The organism is Scandinavium sp. (genome assembly GCF_036271055.1).
Classification (GTDB): Bacteria; Pseudomonadota; Gammaproteobacteria; order Enterobacterales; family Enterobacteriaceae; genus Scandinavium.
In genome coordinates, this window is sequence record NZ_DATBBJ010000024.1 from 137048 (window position 1) to 153418 (window position 16371).

A 16371-nucleotide genomic window follows, 5' to 3' on the forward strand; every position below is an offset into this window, starting at 1 on the left:
TCCATAACATATGTTTAAATAGATGTGTTCACGTGTTTTAGCAGGATGAGGTCGTCGATTTTGCCAGCCAGCCACACACATCATCCCGAAGACAATGCCAGGTGGTCGTAATGGTCTCTGCGGCCCAGGCAGGCATATGAGGGGAAAGGCGATAGTGGATCCATTTTCCCTCCCGACGATCAATAACCAGTTGCGCTTCGCGCAATATCGCCATATGACGGGATATTTTGGGCTGAGACTCGGCAACCGCTCCACAGATATCACACACGCAGAGTTCGCCGGATTCTCGGAGCAACATGATGATAGCCAGCCGGGTTTCATCCGACAGAATTTTGAATAGCTGAACAGGCTGGAGCATTTTTTCTCCTGATAAACGCAGAATACACATATGATAAATCATATGTGTTTGTTTGAATATCACGGATTATAAAAAGTGGTAAACATGGGGGGCATTGACACTCAGAATGAAAGCATCAATGCCACTTTGAGGCGCAGCACAAAAACAGTCGGCAGATTTGAATACTGAAGTCTCGTACTTACTTGCAGAAAATCACACGTCCTTCACCCGACACGTCAGCGCCAGCGTCGCCAAAGAAACCGCCGCAATCACCCAGTAAACATACTGATGACCCCAGCTTTGTGATACCGCGCCCTGAATCACGCCCGCCAGGATCACACCGGTAGAAATGCTGTTGGTGAATAACGTCGTCGCTGAACCCGCCCTGCCCGGCATCAAATCCTGGAACCAGAGCATGCCTATTCCGGCGACAATGCCGATGAACACGGCGTTAAACAACTGCAACATCAGCAACGCTTCACGGCTGTGGAACAGGATTAGGCCGATATAGAACAATACTCCGGCGGCAACCGCAGTAATCATCATCCGTCGTTTGCCGAAGTGTTTCACGTAGTAGCCCGCGAGGATCATCGCGGGGATCTCAAGCCCTGCCGCCGTGCCCATTAAAATTCCCGCCAGCTTGTCCGGCAATCCTAAATCTGCGCTGATCCACAACGGCATATCGATGATGTACATGGTGTTGCAGGTCCACATCAGCGTGGAAGCGACAAATAACATGCGAACGTTTTTATCGCCCCAGCCGCTGATTTCCGTAACCGGCACGGCTTCTGATTGTTCAACCCGCGCCACCGACGGCAGCGCAAAGGCGATCAGCACCAGGCTTATGACAAAAATCCCGGCGGCGATGGAAAACATGGTGGTAAAGCCGTAATTCAGCGCCAGCATAAAGGCCAGCGGCGGCCCGATAACCCACGCCAGTGAAAGCTGCGCACGCATAATCGAACTGAACATCACCACTTCACGCGCCGAGCTGTCGGCATATTCACGCGCAAGGGCGAAAAGCTGTGGCATCGCGGTATTCGCCAGAGAGGCAAGGAAAACGCCGCAGGTGATAAGCGTCAGATAATGGCGATTGAAAGCGAACAGCAACGCATTCCCCACCGCCATCAGGCAGCAGAACATAATCAGCTTACGGCGATCGCCCTGGTTATCGGAGCGTTTCGCCAACCCAAGGCTGACGATAATTCCTGCAATCGCATTGACGGTGTAAAACAGTCCGACCCAGAACGGCTGCACGCCCACTTCCCGGCTGAGAAACAAGCTCAGTGTCGGCGCCTGCAATGCCCCAGCCACGCCGACCATAAAAGCCACCAGCATAAAAGCGGCATATACGCCATTCAGCCGTCGTCCCATCGTCATCAGCCAGAGCATGTTCCATCCTTAAGTACAAAAAGAGAAAACGAAAAAAGCCAGCAGTAGCATTCTGCTGGCGGGTGTTTCAAGGCTATCGCCTGATACCAATACTCAGTCACACATGATCAAGTCAAGTTAATGTCGATCCGAAACCGTGGATGTAACGTTCCACTGCATCAATTCTTCCAGCATTTTCAGACGCGTTCCTGCGACCAGGCGGGCCAGCCATGACACTCCTTGTGTCGCCAAAAAGTACTGTTGATAAAACTGACAAACAGTTGGCTTCTTCATCTTCACCTCCTCACTTCATCGAAATCAATTATTGGCTTAATATGAGGATAAATAAATTGCTGAGTTTTCGCCGGGAGTTCCCCTTTTATGTCCTCTGGTCGTCTGCAACAACAGTTCATCCGCTTATGGCAATGCTGTGACGGAAAATCCCAGGACACCACGCTTAACGAGCTGGCTGAATTGCTCAGTTGTTCGCGCCGCCACATGCGCACGCTGCTGAATACCATGGAAGACAGAGGCTGGCTGACGTGGAAAGCAGAAGCCGGACGCGGTAAGCGCTCACACCTGACGTTTCTGTATACCGGGCTGGCGCTCCAGCAACAGCGCGCGGAAGATTTGCTCGAACAGGATCGTATCGATCAGTTAGTGCAACTGGTCGGCGATAAAGCCACCGTTCGGCAGATGCTGGTCTCACATTTGGGCCGCAGTTTTCGCCAGGGGCGGCATATTCTGCGGGTGCTTTACTATCGCCCCATGCGAAACCTGCTGCCCGGCACGCCATTACGACGCTCGGAAACCCACATTGCGCGTCAGATTTTCAGCGCCCTGACGCGAATAAATGAGGAAAACGGGGAACTGGAAGCCGATATAGCCCACCACTGGCAGCAGATTTCCCCTTTACACTGGCGTTTTTATCTTCGTCCTGGTATTCATTTTCATCACGGTCGTGAGCTGGAAATGGATGACGTAATCGTTTCTTTGCAGCGCATTAACAGCTTGCCGCTGTATGCCCACATCTCCCGCATTGATTCACCAACCGCCTGGACGCTGGATATTCATCTCGCTCGACCGGACTGCTGGCTGCCGTGGCTGCTCGGACACATTCCGGCGATGATCCTGCCGCGCGAATGGGAAACAATGAACAATTTTTCCAGCCTCCCCATTGGCACCGGTCCTTACGCAGTCGCGCGCAATAATCAAAACCAGCTAAAAATTCACGCCTTTGATGATTTCTTCGGTTATCGGGCGCTGATCGACGAAGTGAACGTCTGGGTGCTGCCGGAAATTGGCGACGAGGTAACCTGCGGCCTGACGCTGGAAGGGTCAACAGAAGGTGAAAAAGCGGTAGAAAGCCGCCTCGAAGAAGGTTGTTATTACCTGCTTTTCGACGCCCGCAGCCAAAAAGGTTTATCCGACGAAGTGCGCCGCTGGGTGAGCGAGATCCTCTCCCCGGCCAATTTGCTTTACCACGCAGACGAGCAATATCAGGGTTACTGGTTCCCGGCGTACGGATTATTGCCGCGCTGGCATCACGCCCGTCCGGGGAAAGGCGATAAACCCGCTGGCCTGGAAACGTTAAAACTCACTTATTATCGGGAACATCTGGAGCATAAAAACATCGCGCTTATCATGAGCCGTCTGCTTGCTGAACATCAGGTGACGCTGGAGATCCAGGAAGTCGATTACGACGAATGGCATCGCGGCGAGGCGCAGAGCGACATGTGGCTCAATAGCGCTAACTTCACGCTGCCGCTGGATTTCTCGCTGTTTGCTCAATTGTTTGAAGTGCCGCTTATCCAGCACTGTATTCCGCTGGACTGGCAACAGGCCGCTACCGACTGGCAGGCCGGGGAGATCAATCTCGCCAATTGGTCGCAGCAGTTGATCGCCCAGCGTTCAATCGTGCCGCTCATCCACCACTGGCTGAGAATTCAGGGCCAGCGCAGTATGCGAGGCCTGCGCATGAACACATTAGGCTGGTTTGATTTTAAGTCTGCATGGTTTGCGCCACCGGAGCCCTAACCACCCCCTAAATAATTCGAGTTGCAGAAAGGCGGCAAGAGAGTGAATCCCAGGAGCTTACTTAAGTAAGTGACTGGGGTGAGGGAGTGCAGCCAACGCAGCTGCGGCTCGAAGTATGACGGGGGCTTCCTGAAATGTCACAAACTCATTACAATAGCGCCGTTCTCAACGGGGTGCTGCGTTCTGCAAAGAATGCGTGCTGAGATAATACCCGTCGAACCTGATCCGGATAATGCCGGCGAAGGGATTTGAGGCTATCTCAAAATCCTTTGCCACCCCTAATTTTGAGGTGCAAAGTGCTGAAAAAACTCCTGCCTTTACTGCCGCTGGTTAGCGTCCCTGTTTTCGCGAAACCCGTTCTCACCGTTTATACCTACGATTCCTTCTCCGCTGACTGGGGCCCGGGGCCTGCTGTCAAAAAAGCGTTTGAAGCCGACTGCAACTGCGAACTGAAATACGTGGCGCTGGAAGATGGCGTGTCGCTGCTTAATCGTCTGCGAATGGAAGGCAAAAACAGCAAAGCCGATGTGGTGCTGGGGCTGGACAACAATCTGCTGGAAGCGGCAACGCAAACCGGTCTGTTCGCCAAAAGTGGCGTGCCTGCAACGGGCGTAACCGTGCCGGGCGGCTGGAACAACGACACCTTCGTACCGTTCGATTACGGCTACTTTGCCTTTGTGTACGATAAAAACAAGCTGAAGAACCCGCCGAAAAGCCTGAAAGATTTAGTTGAAAGCCCGCAGAAATGGCGCGTGATCTATGAAGATCCGCGAACCAGCACACCGGGGCTTGGCCTGCTGCTGTGGATGCAAAAAGTGTACGGCGACAAAGCGCCAGAAGCGTGGCAGAAACTGGCGGCGAAAACCGTTACGGTCACCAAAGGCTGGAGCGAAGCCTACGGTCTGTTCCTGAAAGGCGAAAGCGATCTGGTGCTGAGCTACACCACCTCTCCGGCGTATCACATTATCGAAGAGAAAAAAGATAACTACGCTGCGGCTGATTTCGCGGAAGGGCATTATCTGCAAGTGGAAGTGGCGGCGCGTACGGCGGCAAGCAAACAACCGCAACTTGCTGAAAAATTCCTGCAATTTATGGTTAGCCCGGCGTTCCAGAAAGCGATCCCGGCTGGTAACTGGATGTATCCGGTGACTCAGGTTGCACTGCCCGACGGCTTTAACGGTCTGGTGAAACCGAAAACGACGCTGGAATATACTCCGCAACAGGTCGCCTCTGAACGCCAGAACTGGATTGCTGCATGGCAACGCGCCGTCAGCCAGTAATCGCTGGCTGGCTGATGCCAGGCGTAACGGTCGCCACGTTGATGGTGACCGTGGCGCTAGCCGCCTTTTTGGCGCTGTGGATTAACGCTCCGGCAGGAAGCTGGCGCAGTTTCCTGCACGATAGCTATCTCTGGCACGTGGTGCGATTCTCTTTCTGGCAGGCGTTTCTCTCGGCGCTGCTGTCGGTCGTTCCCGCCATTTTCCTTGCCCGCTCGTTGTATCGCCGTCGTTTTCCCGGTCGCCAGATCTTGCTGCGCTTATGCGCCATGACGCTGATCCTGCCGGTTCTGGTGGCGGTGTTTGGCATTCTGAGCGTTTATGGTCGACAAGGCTGGCTGGCTCAACTCTTCCAGCTTCTCGGCTGGCAATGGTCTTTCTCGCCGTATGGCCTACAGGGCATTTTGCTGGCGCATGTGTTTTTCAATATGCCGATGGCGACACGTTTGCTATTGCAGGCGCTGGAACAAATCCCCGGCGAACAACGCCAGCTTGCGGCACAGCTCGGCATGCGCGGATTTACGTTTTTCCGCTTTATCGAATGGCCGTGGATGCGGCGACAAATCCCGGCTATTGCGGCGCTGATTTTCATGCTTTGTTTCGCCAGCTTCGCCACCGTGCTGTCATTAGGCGGCGGGCCACAGGCGACGACCATTGAGCTTGCCATCTATCAGGCACTCAATTTTGATTACGATCCCGGGCGTGCGGCGATGCTGGCCATCGTCCAGATGCTGTGCTGTTTAGGTTTGATGCTGATCAGCCAGCGGTTAAGCAAATCGCTTGCCCCGGGTAACACGCAGCACACTGGCTGGCGCGATCCGGACGACCGGTTGCACAGTCGAGTTATTGATACGCTGCTGATTGTGTGTGCGTTATTGCTGTTGCTGCCGCCGCTTTTAGCCGTGATCGTCGACGGCCTGAACCGCAATTTGCCGCAGGTGCTAATGCAGCCCGTATTGTGGCAAGCAGTGTGGACGTCGCTGCGAATCGCCGTGGCGGCAGGGTTTTTATCTGTTGTGCTGACGCTGATGTTGCTGTGGAGCAGTCGCGAATTGCGCGCCAGACAGCGTGATTTCGCCGGACAGGCGCTGGAACTCAGCGGCATGCTGATCCTCGCCATGCCCGGGATTGTGCTGGCAACGGGTTTCTTTTTATTGCTCAACAACAGCGTCGGCCTGCCCACTTCCGCCGACGGTATCGTGATTTTCACTAATGCGTTGATGGCGATCCCTTACGCAATGAAAGTGCTGGAAAGCCCGATGCGCGATGCCACCGCGCGCTACAGTCTGTTGTGCCAGTCGCTCGGCATGCAGGGCTTCACCCGTTTTCGGGTGGTAGAACTGCGCGCGCTGAAACGCCCTATCGCTCAGGCGCTGGCGTTTGCCTGTGTGTTGTCGATTGGCGATTTTGGCGTGGTGGCACTGTTCGGCAATGAGGATTTCCGCACGTTGCCGTTCTATCTTTATCAGCAGATTGGGGCGTATCGCAGCCAGGATGGCGCGGTAACGGCCTTCATCCTGCTGATGCTCTGTTTCCTGTTATTCACTGTGATTGAAAAACTACCGGGTCGTGATGCTAAAACTCAATGATGTCACCTGGCTGTATGAGCATCTGCCGATGCGCTTTACCCTTTCTGTTAAACAAGGGGAGCAGATCGCCGTGCTCGGCCCGAGCGGCGCGGGGAAAAGTACGCTACTGAATTTGATTGCCGGTTTTTTGACGCCCGACAGCGGCACAATTTCTATCGAAAATCAGGTGCATACCTATACGCCGCCCGCAAAACGTCCGGTGTCGATGCTGTTTCAGGAGAACAATCTCTTTAGTCATCTGACCGTGCGGCAAAATATCGGGCTCGGAATGCATCCGGGGCTCAAACTCAATGACGGGCAGCGGCATAAGCTGGATTTGATTGCCTCACAGATGGGGATTGAATCCTTACTGGAAAGGTTGCCGGGGGAATTGTCTGGTGGGCAGCGACAACGTGCGGCCCTGGCTCGTTGTCTGGTGCGTGAACAACCAGTGTTGTTGCTTGATGAACCGTTCTCGGCACTCGATCCGGCGTTGCGTCAGGAGATGCTGCAACTGGTGAGCGACGTTTGCCGTCGCCAACAACTCACGCTGTTGATGGTGTCACACAGCGTGGAAGATGCGCTGAGCATTGCCCCGCGCTCGCTGGTAATTGCCGATGGGCGAATTGCCTGGGATGGGGCGACCGCTGAACTGATGAGCGGCAACGCCAGTGCCTCGCATTTATTGGGTATCCAGAAATAAAAACAGCGCCACCGGGCAAGACTAGCGGCTCACTACCTTGCCTAAAATATCCAGATACACCGGCATCAACGGGTGTTTAAACAACATATACAGCGACACAGCCGCCAACACAGACAGCACTGGCGTTAACCACAACAGACGTCCACGCGGCAAATAGCGAGTCAAACGATCGGCACCTGACTTGCCGCTGCGCCACAGACGCCAGCCGAGCCACGCCACCAGCCAAATCAGCCCCGCCGCCAATAACAGCAGCCATTTAAAGCTGCCACTTTGCGCATCCGCAGGAATATCAATCGCCGCTCCGGCCAGAATGCCCGGCAGGAAATAGACCGGCGGCCAGAACAGGCAGCCGATAAGGTTAGGAATAATGAATTTGGAAATCGGCAAATCGAGCATACCGGCCACCATCGGCACCAGCGGGCGCGTCGGGCCAATAAAACGACCAATCAGCACGGTTATCATGCTGTGCTGATGCAGCGCGTGCTCAGTTTTATCCAGCAGCGCCTTGTTCTTCTTCATGAATGACCAGCGATGCAGCGGCTTTTTAAAGCGCCAACCGAGCCAGAACGAGATCCAGTCACCCAACAAGCAGCCGATAATCCCCGCCATCCACGCCTGCCAGAAATTCACTTCACCGCTACCGATCAACGCCCCAAGCGCCGACATCATGATGGTGCCGGGCAGAATCAAGCCGACCAATGCCAGAGACTCGAGAAACGCGACCAGCGCGACAGCAATCAGTGAATACATCACCGACTGAGTAATGAAATGTTCCAGCAACGCTTGCATAGGGCATCCGGTAGGAAAACGAAGCAGCGATTCTCCCGAGGGGCGCTGGCTACGTCAAGCCATCAATTGTCTGAATAGTTTACAGGTTAGGACCGACAATCCGACATTGGGGTTCACTTTTTTCACACGTTGTTTACACCCGCACGAAACTCACTTGGGCTCGCTCCGGTACATTTTTTGAAAACGCGGGAAAAGTAGAGCTGATCTTCAAAGCCGACATTGCGCCCGACGCTGGCTATCGGCATACGTGTGGTGCTCAACAACAGCTTGGCCTGGCTGATGCGCTGGTCTTCGCGCCAGCTCAGCACGCTGACGCCCAACTGCTGGCGAAACAGATGTGAGAGGCGCGACGGCGACAGGCAAACATGCTGCGCGACACTGGCGATATCGAACTGGCTGTCTGCCAGATGATCGCTAATGTACTGGCAGGCATCGCGCACGCGGTTGTCCATCGGTGGATGCAGTGACTCGTTGATCACTTCCATGCGTCGCAGCAATAACTGTTCCAGCAAGTTAATCGCCAGCAACTCCGAATAACGCCCTACGCCCTGCCCGGCATCGATAATCTGCCCGAACAGCTCGGCAAACTGCGCGTCATGTCCTTCGTCAGGACGATAAAAACCCGTTTGAGCAAACAGCGTCGGCCACATCAACCACTCATGCCAGTAAGCGCGTGGGCGGAAATAAACCCACTGGTGATGCCACTCTTTCGCATCCGGATGGCGACCGTAATGATGGATTTCCCCCGGCGGGAACAAAACGATATCGCCCGGACGACACACAAACTGATTGCCCTGATTGTTAATGACCCCTTCGCCGCGCACCGTCAGATTGAGAATGTAGCCCTTCATGCCGAGCGGTCGGTCGACAAAAAAATCGAGATAGCCGTCGGCTTCAACCGGCGTCAGGCCCGCCACCAGATGGGCGTTAAAAGAGTAGCCAGGTAACAACGGATCATTCTGGAGTTCAGGCATAAAAACGCTCGCTCAGCACGCTCATCAGGAAATCAATTGTCCATATTGCCAGCGAAGCGAAAAAGCGCGAAATGGCCTGCGAGAATATTTGCACGCCGTCACACTTTGTATCGCAACAGCATTATTGTCCATAAGATTAGCGGTTCCCGCCTGACGCTTTTTTTCCCCGATATCTACTGTTTCACCATGTCTGACATTCTTCATGGAGCAACACGATGGCAATAGCAATTGGCCTCGATTTTGGTAGTGATTCAGTGCGCGCCCTGGCGGTGGAATGTGCCAGCGGAAAGGAAATCGCCACCAGCGTGGAGTGGTATCCGCGCTGGCAAGAGGGTCGCTACTGCGACGCGCCCAATAACCAGTTCCGCCATCATCCGCGTGACTACATCGAATCAATGGAAGCCGCGCTGAAAAGTGTGCTGAACGACCTCGGCCCCCGTCGGGCGGAAGTCGTCGGTATTGGTGTGGACAGCACCGGCTCAACGCCAGCGCCGATTGACGCCGACGGCAACGTGCTGGCACTGCGTCCTGAATTTGCTGACAATCCGAACGCTATGTTCGTGCTGTGGAAAGATCACACGGCGGTAGAAGAGGCCGAAGCCATCACCCGCCTGTGCCATCAACCGGGCAAAGTGGATTACTCGCGCTACATTGGCGGCATTTACTCCAGCGAATGGTTCTGGGCCAAAATTCTGCACGTCACCCGCGCCGACGAACGCGTGGCGCAAGCTGCTACGTCCTGGATTGAGCTGTGCGACTGGGTGCCAGCCCTGCTTTCCGGCACTACACGTCCGCAGGATATTCGCCGTGGACGCTGTAGCGCCGGGCACAAATCTCTGTGGCACGAAAGCTGGAACGGCCTGCCGCCTGCCAGTTTCTTCGATGAACTCGACCCGCTTCTGAATCAGCATCTCGATTACCCGCTGTTTACCGACACCTGGACTGCTGATATTCCGGTTGGCACGCTGAACGCCGACTGGGCGCAGCGTCTGGGCTTAGCGGAAAGCGTCGTTATCTCCGGCGGCGCATTTGACTGCCATATGGGCGCGGTCGGCGCAGGCGCACAGCCCAACACGCTGGTGAAAGTCATTGGCACATCAACCTGCGACATTCTGATTGCCGATAAAGCCAGCGTGGGTGACCGTGCGGTGCAGGGCATTTGCGGGCAGGTGGATGGCAGCGTGACGCCAGACTTTCTCGGAATGGAAGCGGGGCAATCGGCCTTTGGCGATATCTATGCCTGGTTTGGCCGTATTCTCGGCTGGCCGCTGGAACAACTCGCCGCGCAGCATCCGGAACTAAAAGATCAGATCAAAGCCAGCCAGAAACAACTACTTCCGGCACTCACCGCCGCATGGGCGCAGAACCCGTCGCTCGAACATCTGCCCGTCGTGCTCGACTGGTTTAACGGTCGCCGTACGCCAAACGCCAACCAGCGTCTGAAAGGCGTGATCACTGACCTGAATCTGGCGACAGACACCCCGGCATTATTCGGTGGACTTGTGGCGGCAACGGCCTTTGGCGCGCGCGCGATTATGGAGTGCTTCACCTCGCAGGGCATTCCGGTCGACAACGTGATGGCCCTCGGCGGTATCGCTCGTAAAAACGTGGAGATCATGCAGGCCTGTTGCGACGTGCTTAATCGTCCGCTGCAAATCGTTGCCTCTGACCAATGCTGCGCATTAGGTGCCGCCATTTTTGCCGCCGTCGCGGCGGGTGTGTACGCCGATATTCCAACCGCGCAGCAAAAAATGGCCAGCAGCGTCGAGCATACGCTCGAACCTCGCCCTGCTCAGGCACAGCGCTTCGAACAGCTTTATCAGCGCTACCAGCAATGGGCGAAAAGCGCCGAACAACACTATCTCCCTTCTGCGACCCCGGCGGGCAACAAGCCGGCGGTTCAGGCAGCACTGACTCATTAAGGACATAAAAATGACCATTTTTAACAACTATGAAGTGTGGTTTGTGATTGGTAGCCAGCATCTGTATGGCCCGGAAACCCTGCGTCAGGTAACGCAACATGCGGAACACGTCGTTAACGAGCTGAACGCCGAGGCCAAACTGCCGTGCAAACTGGTGCTCAAACCGCTCGGTACTCGCCCTGATGAAATAACGGCGATTTGCCGCGATGCCAACTACGACGATAAGTGTGCGGGTCTGGTGGTCTGGCTGCACACCTTCTCACCGGCAAAAATGTGGATTAATGGCCTGACGATCCTCAACAAACCGCTGCTGCAGTTCCACACCCAATTCAACGCCGCGCTGCCGTGGGACAGCATCGACATGGACTTTATGAACCTGAACCAGACCGCGCACGGCGGCCGCGAGTTCGGCTTCATCGGCGCGCGTATGCGTCAACAACACAGCGTTGTGACCGGTCACTGGCAAGACGCGCAGGCGCACAAGCGAATCGGTTCGTGGATGCGCCAGGCCGTTTCCAAGCAAGACACCCGCCATCTGAAAGTCGCACGTTTCGGCGACAACATGCGTGAAGTTGCAGTGACCGACGGCGATAAAGTCGCGGCACAGATTAAATTCGGCTTCTCGGTGAATACCTGGGCGGTGGGTGATTTAGTCCAGGTGGTGAACGAAGTCAGCGACGGCGACGTGAACGCACTGGTGGATGAATATGAAAGCAGCTATCGCCTGACGGCTGCCGCACAGGTTAACGGCGACAAGCGCCAGAACGTGCTGGATGCCGCACGTATTGAACTCGGCATGAAGCGCTTCCTTGAAGACGGTGGTTTCCATGCATTCACAACCACCTTTGAAGATTTGCACGGCCTTAAGCAGCTTCCGGGGCTGGCAGTGCAACGTCTGATGCAGCAGGGCTATGGCTTTGCGGGCGAAGGCGACTGGAAAACCGCCGCCCTGCTTCGCATCATGAAAGTGATGTCGACTGGCCTCGAGGGCGGCACCTCCTTTATGGAGGACTACACCTATCACTTCGACAACGGTAACGATCTGGTGCTCGGCTCGCACATGCTGGAAATCTGCCCGACCATTTCCACCGCCGAAAAACCGATCCTCGATGTGCAACATCTCGGCATTGGCGGCAAGGCCGATCCCGCGCGTCTGATCTTCGACACCAAAACTGGCCCGGCGCTGGTCGCAAGCCTGATTGATCTGGGCGATCGTTTCCGTCTGCTGGTCAACACCATCGAAACCGTGAAAACGCCACACAATCTCCCGAAACTGCCGGTGGCGAACGCGCTGTGGAAGGCACATCCGGATCTGGAAATCGCATCCGAAGCCTGGATCATCGCGGGGGGCGCACACCACACCGTCTTCAGTCATGCGTTAACGCTGGACGACATGCGCCAGTTTGCTGAACTGCACAACATCGAACTGACCGTTATCGACAATGACACTCGCCTGCCTGCGTTTAAAGATGCGCTGCGCTGGAATGAAGTCTATTACGGTTCAAAACGCTGAAGCTGATGCCCGGTGGCACTGCGTTTACCGGGCCTACGCAGTAGTAGGCCCGGTAAGCAACGCGCCGTCAGGCAAGGAGGGCACATGTTAGAGCAGTTAAAACAACAGGTGCTGGAAGCGAATCTCCAGCTCCCCAAACACAATCTGGTGACGCTGACGTGGGGCAACGTCAGCGCGGTCAATCGCGAGAAGGGCGTGTTAATCATCAAACCTTCCGGCGTCGATTACACGCTGATGACCGCCGATGACATGGTTGTCGTCAGTCTGGCGACGGGTGAAGTGGTGGAAGGTAACAAAAAACCGTCGTCCGATACGCCAACGCACCGCCTGCTGTATCAGGCTTTTCCGACTATTGGCGGCATCGTTCACACCCACTCCCGCCATGCGACGATCTGGTCGCAGGCCGGACAGTCGATTCCGGCAACGGGCACCACGCACGCCGACTATTTCTATGGCGCGATTCCCTGTACCCGCAGAATGACTGATGCCGAAATCAACGGTCAGTACGAATGGGAAACAGGAAATGTGATTGTCGAAACCTTCGAAAAACAAGGTATCGACGCCGCGCAAATGCCCGGGGTATTAGTCCATTCCCACGGCCCATTCGCCTGGGGTAAAAACGCCGAAGACGCCGTGCACAACGCCATCGTGCTAGAAGAAGTCGCCTACATGGGGATTTTCTGCCGCCAACTCGCCCCGCAGCTACCCGATATGCAACAAACGCTGCTGGATAAGCATTACCTGCGCAAACACGGCGCGAAGGCTTATTACGGGCAGTGACATGACGAGCTTCATGTTACTCTTCGCCTCATCGTTATCGAGGGACAGCGAAGTGCAGCATGAAGCTAACAATAACCCAACGGATCCTTACCGCGCTTGCTACGTTTGTCGTAGCCCTTTTCCTTTTCAACCTTGCTTACGTGTATCGCTACAGCGAAACAGATGAAACTCGCCAGGCAGACTGTGCCATCGTCGCGGGCGCGGGTATTTCTGGAAATGTTCCCTCACCCATTTTCCAGCAGCGGCTCAATCACGCCCTATGGCTTTGGCAAAATGGCTACACGCGACACCTGATTCTGACCGGTGGTTTGAGCCCTGGAGCCCGGTATTCTGATGCCGAGGTTGCCCGTCTATACCTGGTAGATAAAGGTGTGCCTCCGGGAGATGTGCTGATTGAGGAAACCTCAACCATCACAAGGGAGAATCTGCGTAATGCCAAAATCATCATGGATGAACATCATTTCCAGACCGCGCTGCTGGTCAGCGATCCGCTCCATATGCGGCGCATTATGTTGATGGCACAGGATGATGGTATTCACGGCTGGAGTTCGCCAACCCGCACATCGCGGATCCAGTCATGGTCCGCTAAAGCAGCATTTATGCTGCGCGAGGCCTTTTATTACACAGGCTACTCCGCGCTTCGGTTGCTATAATACTGTACAAAAAATCAGTAAACTCACCTAAACCAGGCTATACTCAGGCCTGGTTTTTTTATTTGAGTAGAGTGTGTGACGCAGGCGCGAGAAGGTTTTCTATTAACCCGTCATTGGCGGGATACCCCGCAGGGAACGGAAGTGACGTTCTGGCTGGCAACCGACAACGGGCCGCTGCAGGTCACTCTTGCGCCGCAAGAATCCGTCGCGTTTATTCCTGAATCTTTTCGTCCGCAAACGGAGCGTTTGCTGCGCGGTGAAAAAGATGCCCGTCTTGCGCCGCTCGCCCTGAAAGATTTCCATCGCCAGCCCGTTTTTGGCCTCTATTGCCAGTCGCACCGCCAGCTGATGCGGCTGGAAAAACTGCTGCGTGCCGACGGTATTACCGTGTATGAAGCGGATATCCGTCCACCTGAGCGCTATCTGATGGAGCGATTCATCACCGCGCCGGTTTGGGTTGAAGGCGAAAGTCGGGGCAATGCCCTCGTCAACGCACGCCTGAAACCGAACCCGGAGTATCGCCCGCCACTGAAATGGGTGTCGCTGGATATCGAAACCACGCGTCACGGCGAGCTTTATTGCATTGGGCTCGAAGGCTGCGGCCAGCGAATCGTGTATATGCTCGGGCCGGAAAACGGCGACGCCTCACAGGTCGATTTCACCCTCGAATATGTCTCCAGCCGCCCGCAGTTGCTCGAAAAGCTTAACGCCTGGTTTGCCGAACACGATCCCGATGTGCTTATTGGCTGGAACGTCGTGCAGTTTGATCTCAAAGTGCTGCAAAAACACGCCGAACGTTACCGAATCCCGCTGACGCTTGGGCGCGGGAATGTCGAAATTGACTGGCGAGAGCACGGTTTCAAAAATGGCGTTTTCTTCGCGCAGGCGAATGGCCGACTGATTATTGACGGCATTGAAGCGCTGAAATCGGCGTTCTGGAGCTTCCCTTCCTTTTCACTGGAATCGGTATCACGCGAGTTGCTTGGCGAAGGTAAGTCTATCGACAACCCGTGGGACAGAATGGACGAAATTGACCGCCGTTTCGCCGAAGATAAGCCTGCACTCGCGAAATATAATCTCAAAGACTGCGAGCTGGTGACGCGTATTTTCCATAAAACGGAAATTATGCCATTTTTACTGGCCCGCGCGACGATGAACGGCCTGCCTGCGGATCGGCACGGCGGCTCAGTCGCGGCCTTTGGGCATCTTTATATTCCGCGCATGCATCGACTCGGCTATGTCGCCCCCAATCTTGGTGAAGTGCCGCCCCAAGCCAGCCCCGGCGGTTATGTCATGGATTCCCGTCCCGGTCTTTACGACTCGGTGCTGGTGCTCGATTACAAAAGTCTGTACCCGTCGATCATTCGCACGTTCCTTATCGATCCGGTCGGTCTGGTCGAAGGCATGGCGCAGCCGGATGCCGAACACAGCACCGAAGGTTTTCTCGGCGCGTGGTTTTCCCGGACCAAACACTGTCTGCCGGATATCGTCGGGCAGATCTGGCATGAGCGTGACGAAGCCAAAATCCACAGCGATAAACCGCTCTCTCAGGCACTGAAAATCATCATGAATGCCTTTTATGGTGTGCTCGGCACCAGCGCCTGCCGCTTTTTCGATCCTCGCCTTGCCTCGTCGATCACCATGCGCGGTCATGCGATCATGCGCCAGACCAAAGCGCTGGTTGAATCGCAGGGCTATGACGTGATTTATGGCGATACCGATTCCACCTTTGTCTGGCTAAAGGGCGCGCACAGTGAAGAAGATGCGGCGAAAATTGGCCGTAATCTGGTGACATTCGTCAATAACTGGTGGTCCGGTGAACTGCAAAAGCAAGGGCTGACCAGCGCAATGGAACTCGAATTCGAAACCCATTTTTGTCGCTTCCTGATGCCCACCATTCGCGGCACCGAAACCGGCAGCAAGAAACGTTATGCTGGAATGATCCAAACCGGCGATGAACAACGAATGGTGTTTAAAGGGCTGGAAACCGTGCGCACCGACTGGACACCGCTGGCGCAGCAGTTCCAGCAAGCGTTGTATCTGCGCATCTTCCGCAATGAACCGTACAAAGAATTCATTCTCGAAACGGTCGATAAGCTGATGGCGGGCGAACTTGACGACCAGTTGGTGTATCGCAAACAACTGCGCCGCCCGCTGGCGGAATATCAGCGCAATATTCCACCCCACGTGCGTGCTGCAAGGCTTGCGGATGAGCATAATGCACGGCTGGGGAGACCGTTGCAGTATCAATCGCGCGGCAGCATCAAGTACGTCTGGACCACCAGCGGCCCCGAACCTTTGGCTTATCAACAGTCGCCACTGGACTACGAACACTACCTCACGAAGCAACTTGAACCCGTCGCCGATGGAATTTTGCCCTTCGTCCACGACGATTTTGCTACACTACTGACAGGACAACTGGGGCTATTTTGACAGGTGACTAACAC

At 55.1% G+C, this 16371-nt stretch carries 14 protein-coding genes and 1 riboswitch; of the genes, 9 read left to right on the plus strand and 5 right to left on the minus strand.

Annotated elements, in window-relative coordinates; genetic code table 11:
* Positions 1 to 37: 37 nt before the first annotated feature.
* The 3 genes from VH187_RS02825 to sgrT all read right to left on the minus strand — a co-directional run bounded on the left by VH187_RS02825 (position 38) and on the right by sgrT (position 2002).
* A complete protein-coding gene (locus VH187_RS02825; RefSeq protein ID WP_329699962.1) occupies positions 38 to 358 on the minus strand; it encodes a metalloregulator ArsR/SmtB family transcription factor in 321 nt (106 codons plus the stop codon).
* A 192-nt stretch (positions 359 to 550) separates the two neighbouring features.
* The gene (locus tag VH187_RS02830; RefSeq protein WP_329699963.1) at positions 551 to 1729 is read right to left on the minus strand and encodes a sugar efflux transporter; all 1179 of its coding nucleotides are present in this window, start codon (positions 1727 to 1729) and stop codon (positions 551 to 553) included.
* Between the two features lie 117 nt (positions 1730 to 1846).
* Positions 1847 to 2002: a glucose uptake inhibitor SgrT gene (sgrT, locus tag VH187_RS02835; RefSeq protein ID WP_329699964.1), complete on the minus strand. Its 156-nt coding sequence runs from the start codon at positions 2000 to 2002 to the stop codon at positions 1847 to 1849.
* An 87-nt stretch (positions 2003 to 2089) separates the two neighbouring features.
* Here sgrT and sgrR point away from each other — a divergent pair, with 87 nt between their 5' ends.
* The 4 genes from sgrR to thiQ all read left to right on the plus strand — a co-directional run bounded on the left by sgrR (position 2090) and on the right by thiQ (position 7293).
* Entirely contained in the window at positions 2090 to 3745 is a 1656-nt protein-coding gene (gene sgrR, locus VH187_RS02840; RefSeq protein WP_329699965.1) for an HTH-type transcriptional regulator SgrR, read from the plus strand.
* Positions 3746 to 3904: 159 nt separating this feature from the next.
* Positions 3905 to 4010, plus strand: a riboswitch (TPP riboswitch).
* A 31-nt stretch (positions 4011 to 4041) separates the two neighbouring features.
* Entirely contained in the window at positions 4042 to 5025 is a 984-nt protein-coding gene (gene thiB, locus VH187_RS02845) for a thiamine ABC transporter substrate binding subunit (RefSeq protein WP_329699966.1), read from the plus strand.
* Positions 5001 to 6611: a thiamine/thiamine pyrophosphate ABC transporter permease ThiP gene (gene thiP, locus VH187_RS02850; RefSeq protein ID WP_329699967.1), complete on the plus strand. Its 1611-nt coding sequence runs from the start codon at positions 5001 to 5003 to the stop codon at positions 6609 to 6611. The genes thiB and thiP overlap by 25 nt, the downstream gene beginning before the upstream one ends.
* Positions 6595 to 7293, plus strand: coding sequence for a thiamine ABC transporter ATP-binding protein ThiQ (gene thiQ / locus VH187_RS02855; RefSeq protein ID WP_329699968.1), 699 nt, complete (start codon positions 6595 to 6597; stop codon positions 7291 to 7293). Before thiP ends, thiQ begins: the two co-directional genes overlap by 17 nt.
* Positions 7294 to 7314: 21 nt before the next feature.
* Here thiQ and VH187_RS02860 read toward each other — a convergent pair whose 3' ends face one another.
* Positions 7315 to 8082: a DedA family protein gene (locus tag VH187_RS02860; RefSeq protein WP_329699969.1), complete on the minus strand. Its 768-nt coding sequence runs from the start codon at positions 8080 to 8082 to the stop codon at positions 7315 to 7317.
* 122 nt (positions 8083 to 8204) lie between these two features.
* The gene (araC, locus tag VH187_RS02865) at positions 8205 to 9056 is read right to left on the minus strand and encodes an arabinose operon transcriptional regulator AraC (protein ID WP_329699970.1); all 852 of its coding nucleotides are present in this window, start codon (positions 9054 to 9056) and stop codon (positions 8205 to 8207) included.
* Positions 9057 to 9271: 215 nt separating this feature from the next.
* On the opposite strand from araC, the gene araB reads away from it, so the two are divergent.
* The 5 genes from araB (at position 9272) to polB (ending at position 16357) form a co-directional block, all read left to right on the plus strand.
* On the plus strand, positions 9272 to 10978 hold the full coding sequence (gene araB, locus VH187_RS02870) for a ribulokinase (protein WP_329699971.1): 1707 nt from the start codon (positions 9272 to 9274) through the stop codon (positions 10976 to 10978).
* A gap of 10 nt (positions 10979 to 10988) precedes the next feature.
* Positions 10989 to 12491 (plus strand): L-arabinose isomerase, encoded by a 1503-nt coding sequence (gene araA, locus VH187_RS02875; protein WP_329699972.1) that lies wholly within the window; start codon positions 10989 to 10991, stop codon positions 12489 to 12491.
* 84 nt (positions 12492 to 12575) lie between these two features.
* The gene (gene araD, locus VH187_RS02880) at positions 12576 to 13271 is read left to right on the plus strand and encodes an L-ribulose-5-phosphate 4-epimerase (RefSeq protein ID WP_329699973.1); all 696 of its coding nucleotides are present in this window, start codon (positions 12576 to 12578) and stop codon (positions 13269 to 13271) included.
* 59 nt (positions 13272 to 13330) lie between these two features.
* Entirely contained in the window at positions 13331 to 13924 is a 594-nt protein-coding gene (locus VH187_RS02885; RefSeq protein WP_329699974.1) for a YdcF family protein, read from the plus strand.
* 75 nt (positions 13925 to 13999) lie between these two features.
* Positions 14000 to 16357 (plus strand): DNA polymerase II, encoded by a 2358-nt coding sequence (polB, locus tag VH187_RS02890; protein ID WP_329699975.1) that lies wholly within the window; start codon positions 14000 to 14002, stop codon positions 16355 to 16357.
* Positions 16358 to 16371 lie beyond the last annotated feature (14 nt).

Coding starts and splice junctions, on each gene's coding strand:
- araC (WP_329699970.1), bottom strand. CDS start 9,056: ATGCCTGAACTCCAGAATGATCCGTTGTTACCTGGCTACTCTTTTAAC.
- VH187_RS02885 (WP_329699974.1), top strand. CDS start 13,331: ATGAAGCTAACAATAACCCAACGGATCCTTACCGCGCTTGCTACGTTT.
- araA (WP_329699972.1), top strand. CDS start 10,989: ATGACCATTTTTAACAACTATGAAGTGTGGTTTGTGATTGGTAGCCAG.
- VH187_RS02830 (WP_329699963.1), bottom strand. CDS start 1,729: ATGCTCTGGCTGATGACGATGGGACGACGGCTGAATGGCGTATATGCC.
- sgrR (WP_329699965.1), top strand. CDS start 2,090: ATGTCCTCTGGTCGTCTGCAACAACAGTTCATCCGCTTATGGCAATGC.
- sgrT (WP_329699964.1), bottom strand. CDS start 2,002: ATGAAGAAGCCAACTGTTTGTCAGTTTTATCAACAGTACTTTTTGGCG.
- araD (WP_329699973.1), top strand. CDS start 12,576: ATGTTAGAGCAGTTAAAACAACAGGTGCTGGAAGCGAATCTCCAGCTC.
- VH187_RS02860 (WP_329699969.1), bottom strand. CDS start 8,082: ATGCAAGCGTTGCTGGAACATTTCATTACTCAGTCGGTGATGTATTCA.
- araB (WP_329699971.1), top strand. CDS start 9,272: ATGGCAATAGCAATTGGCCTCGATTTTGGTAGTGATTCAGTGCGCGCC.
- thiP (WP_329699967.1), top strand. CDS start 5,001: ATGGCAACGCGCCGTCAGCCAGTAATCGCTGGCTGGCTGATGCCAGGC.
- thiQ (WP_329699968.1), top strand. CDS start 6,595: ATGCTAAAACTCAATGATGTCACCTGGCTGTATGAGCATCTGCCGATG.
- VH187_RS02825 (WP_329699962.1), bottom strand. CDS start 358: ATGCTCCAGCCTGTTCAGCTATTCAAAATTCTGTCGGATGAAACCCGG.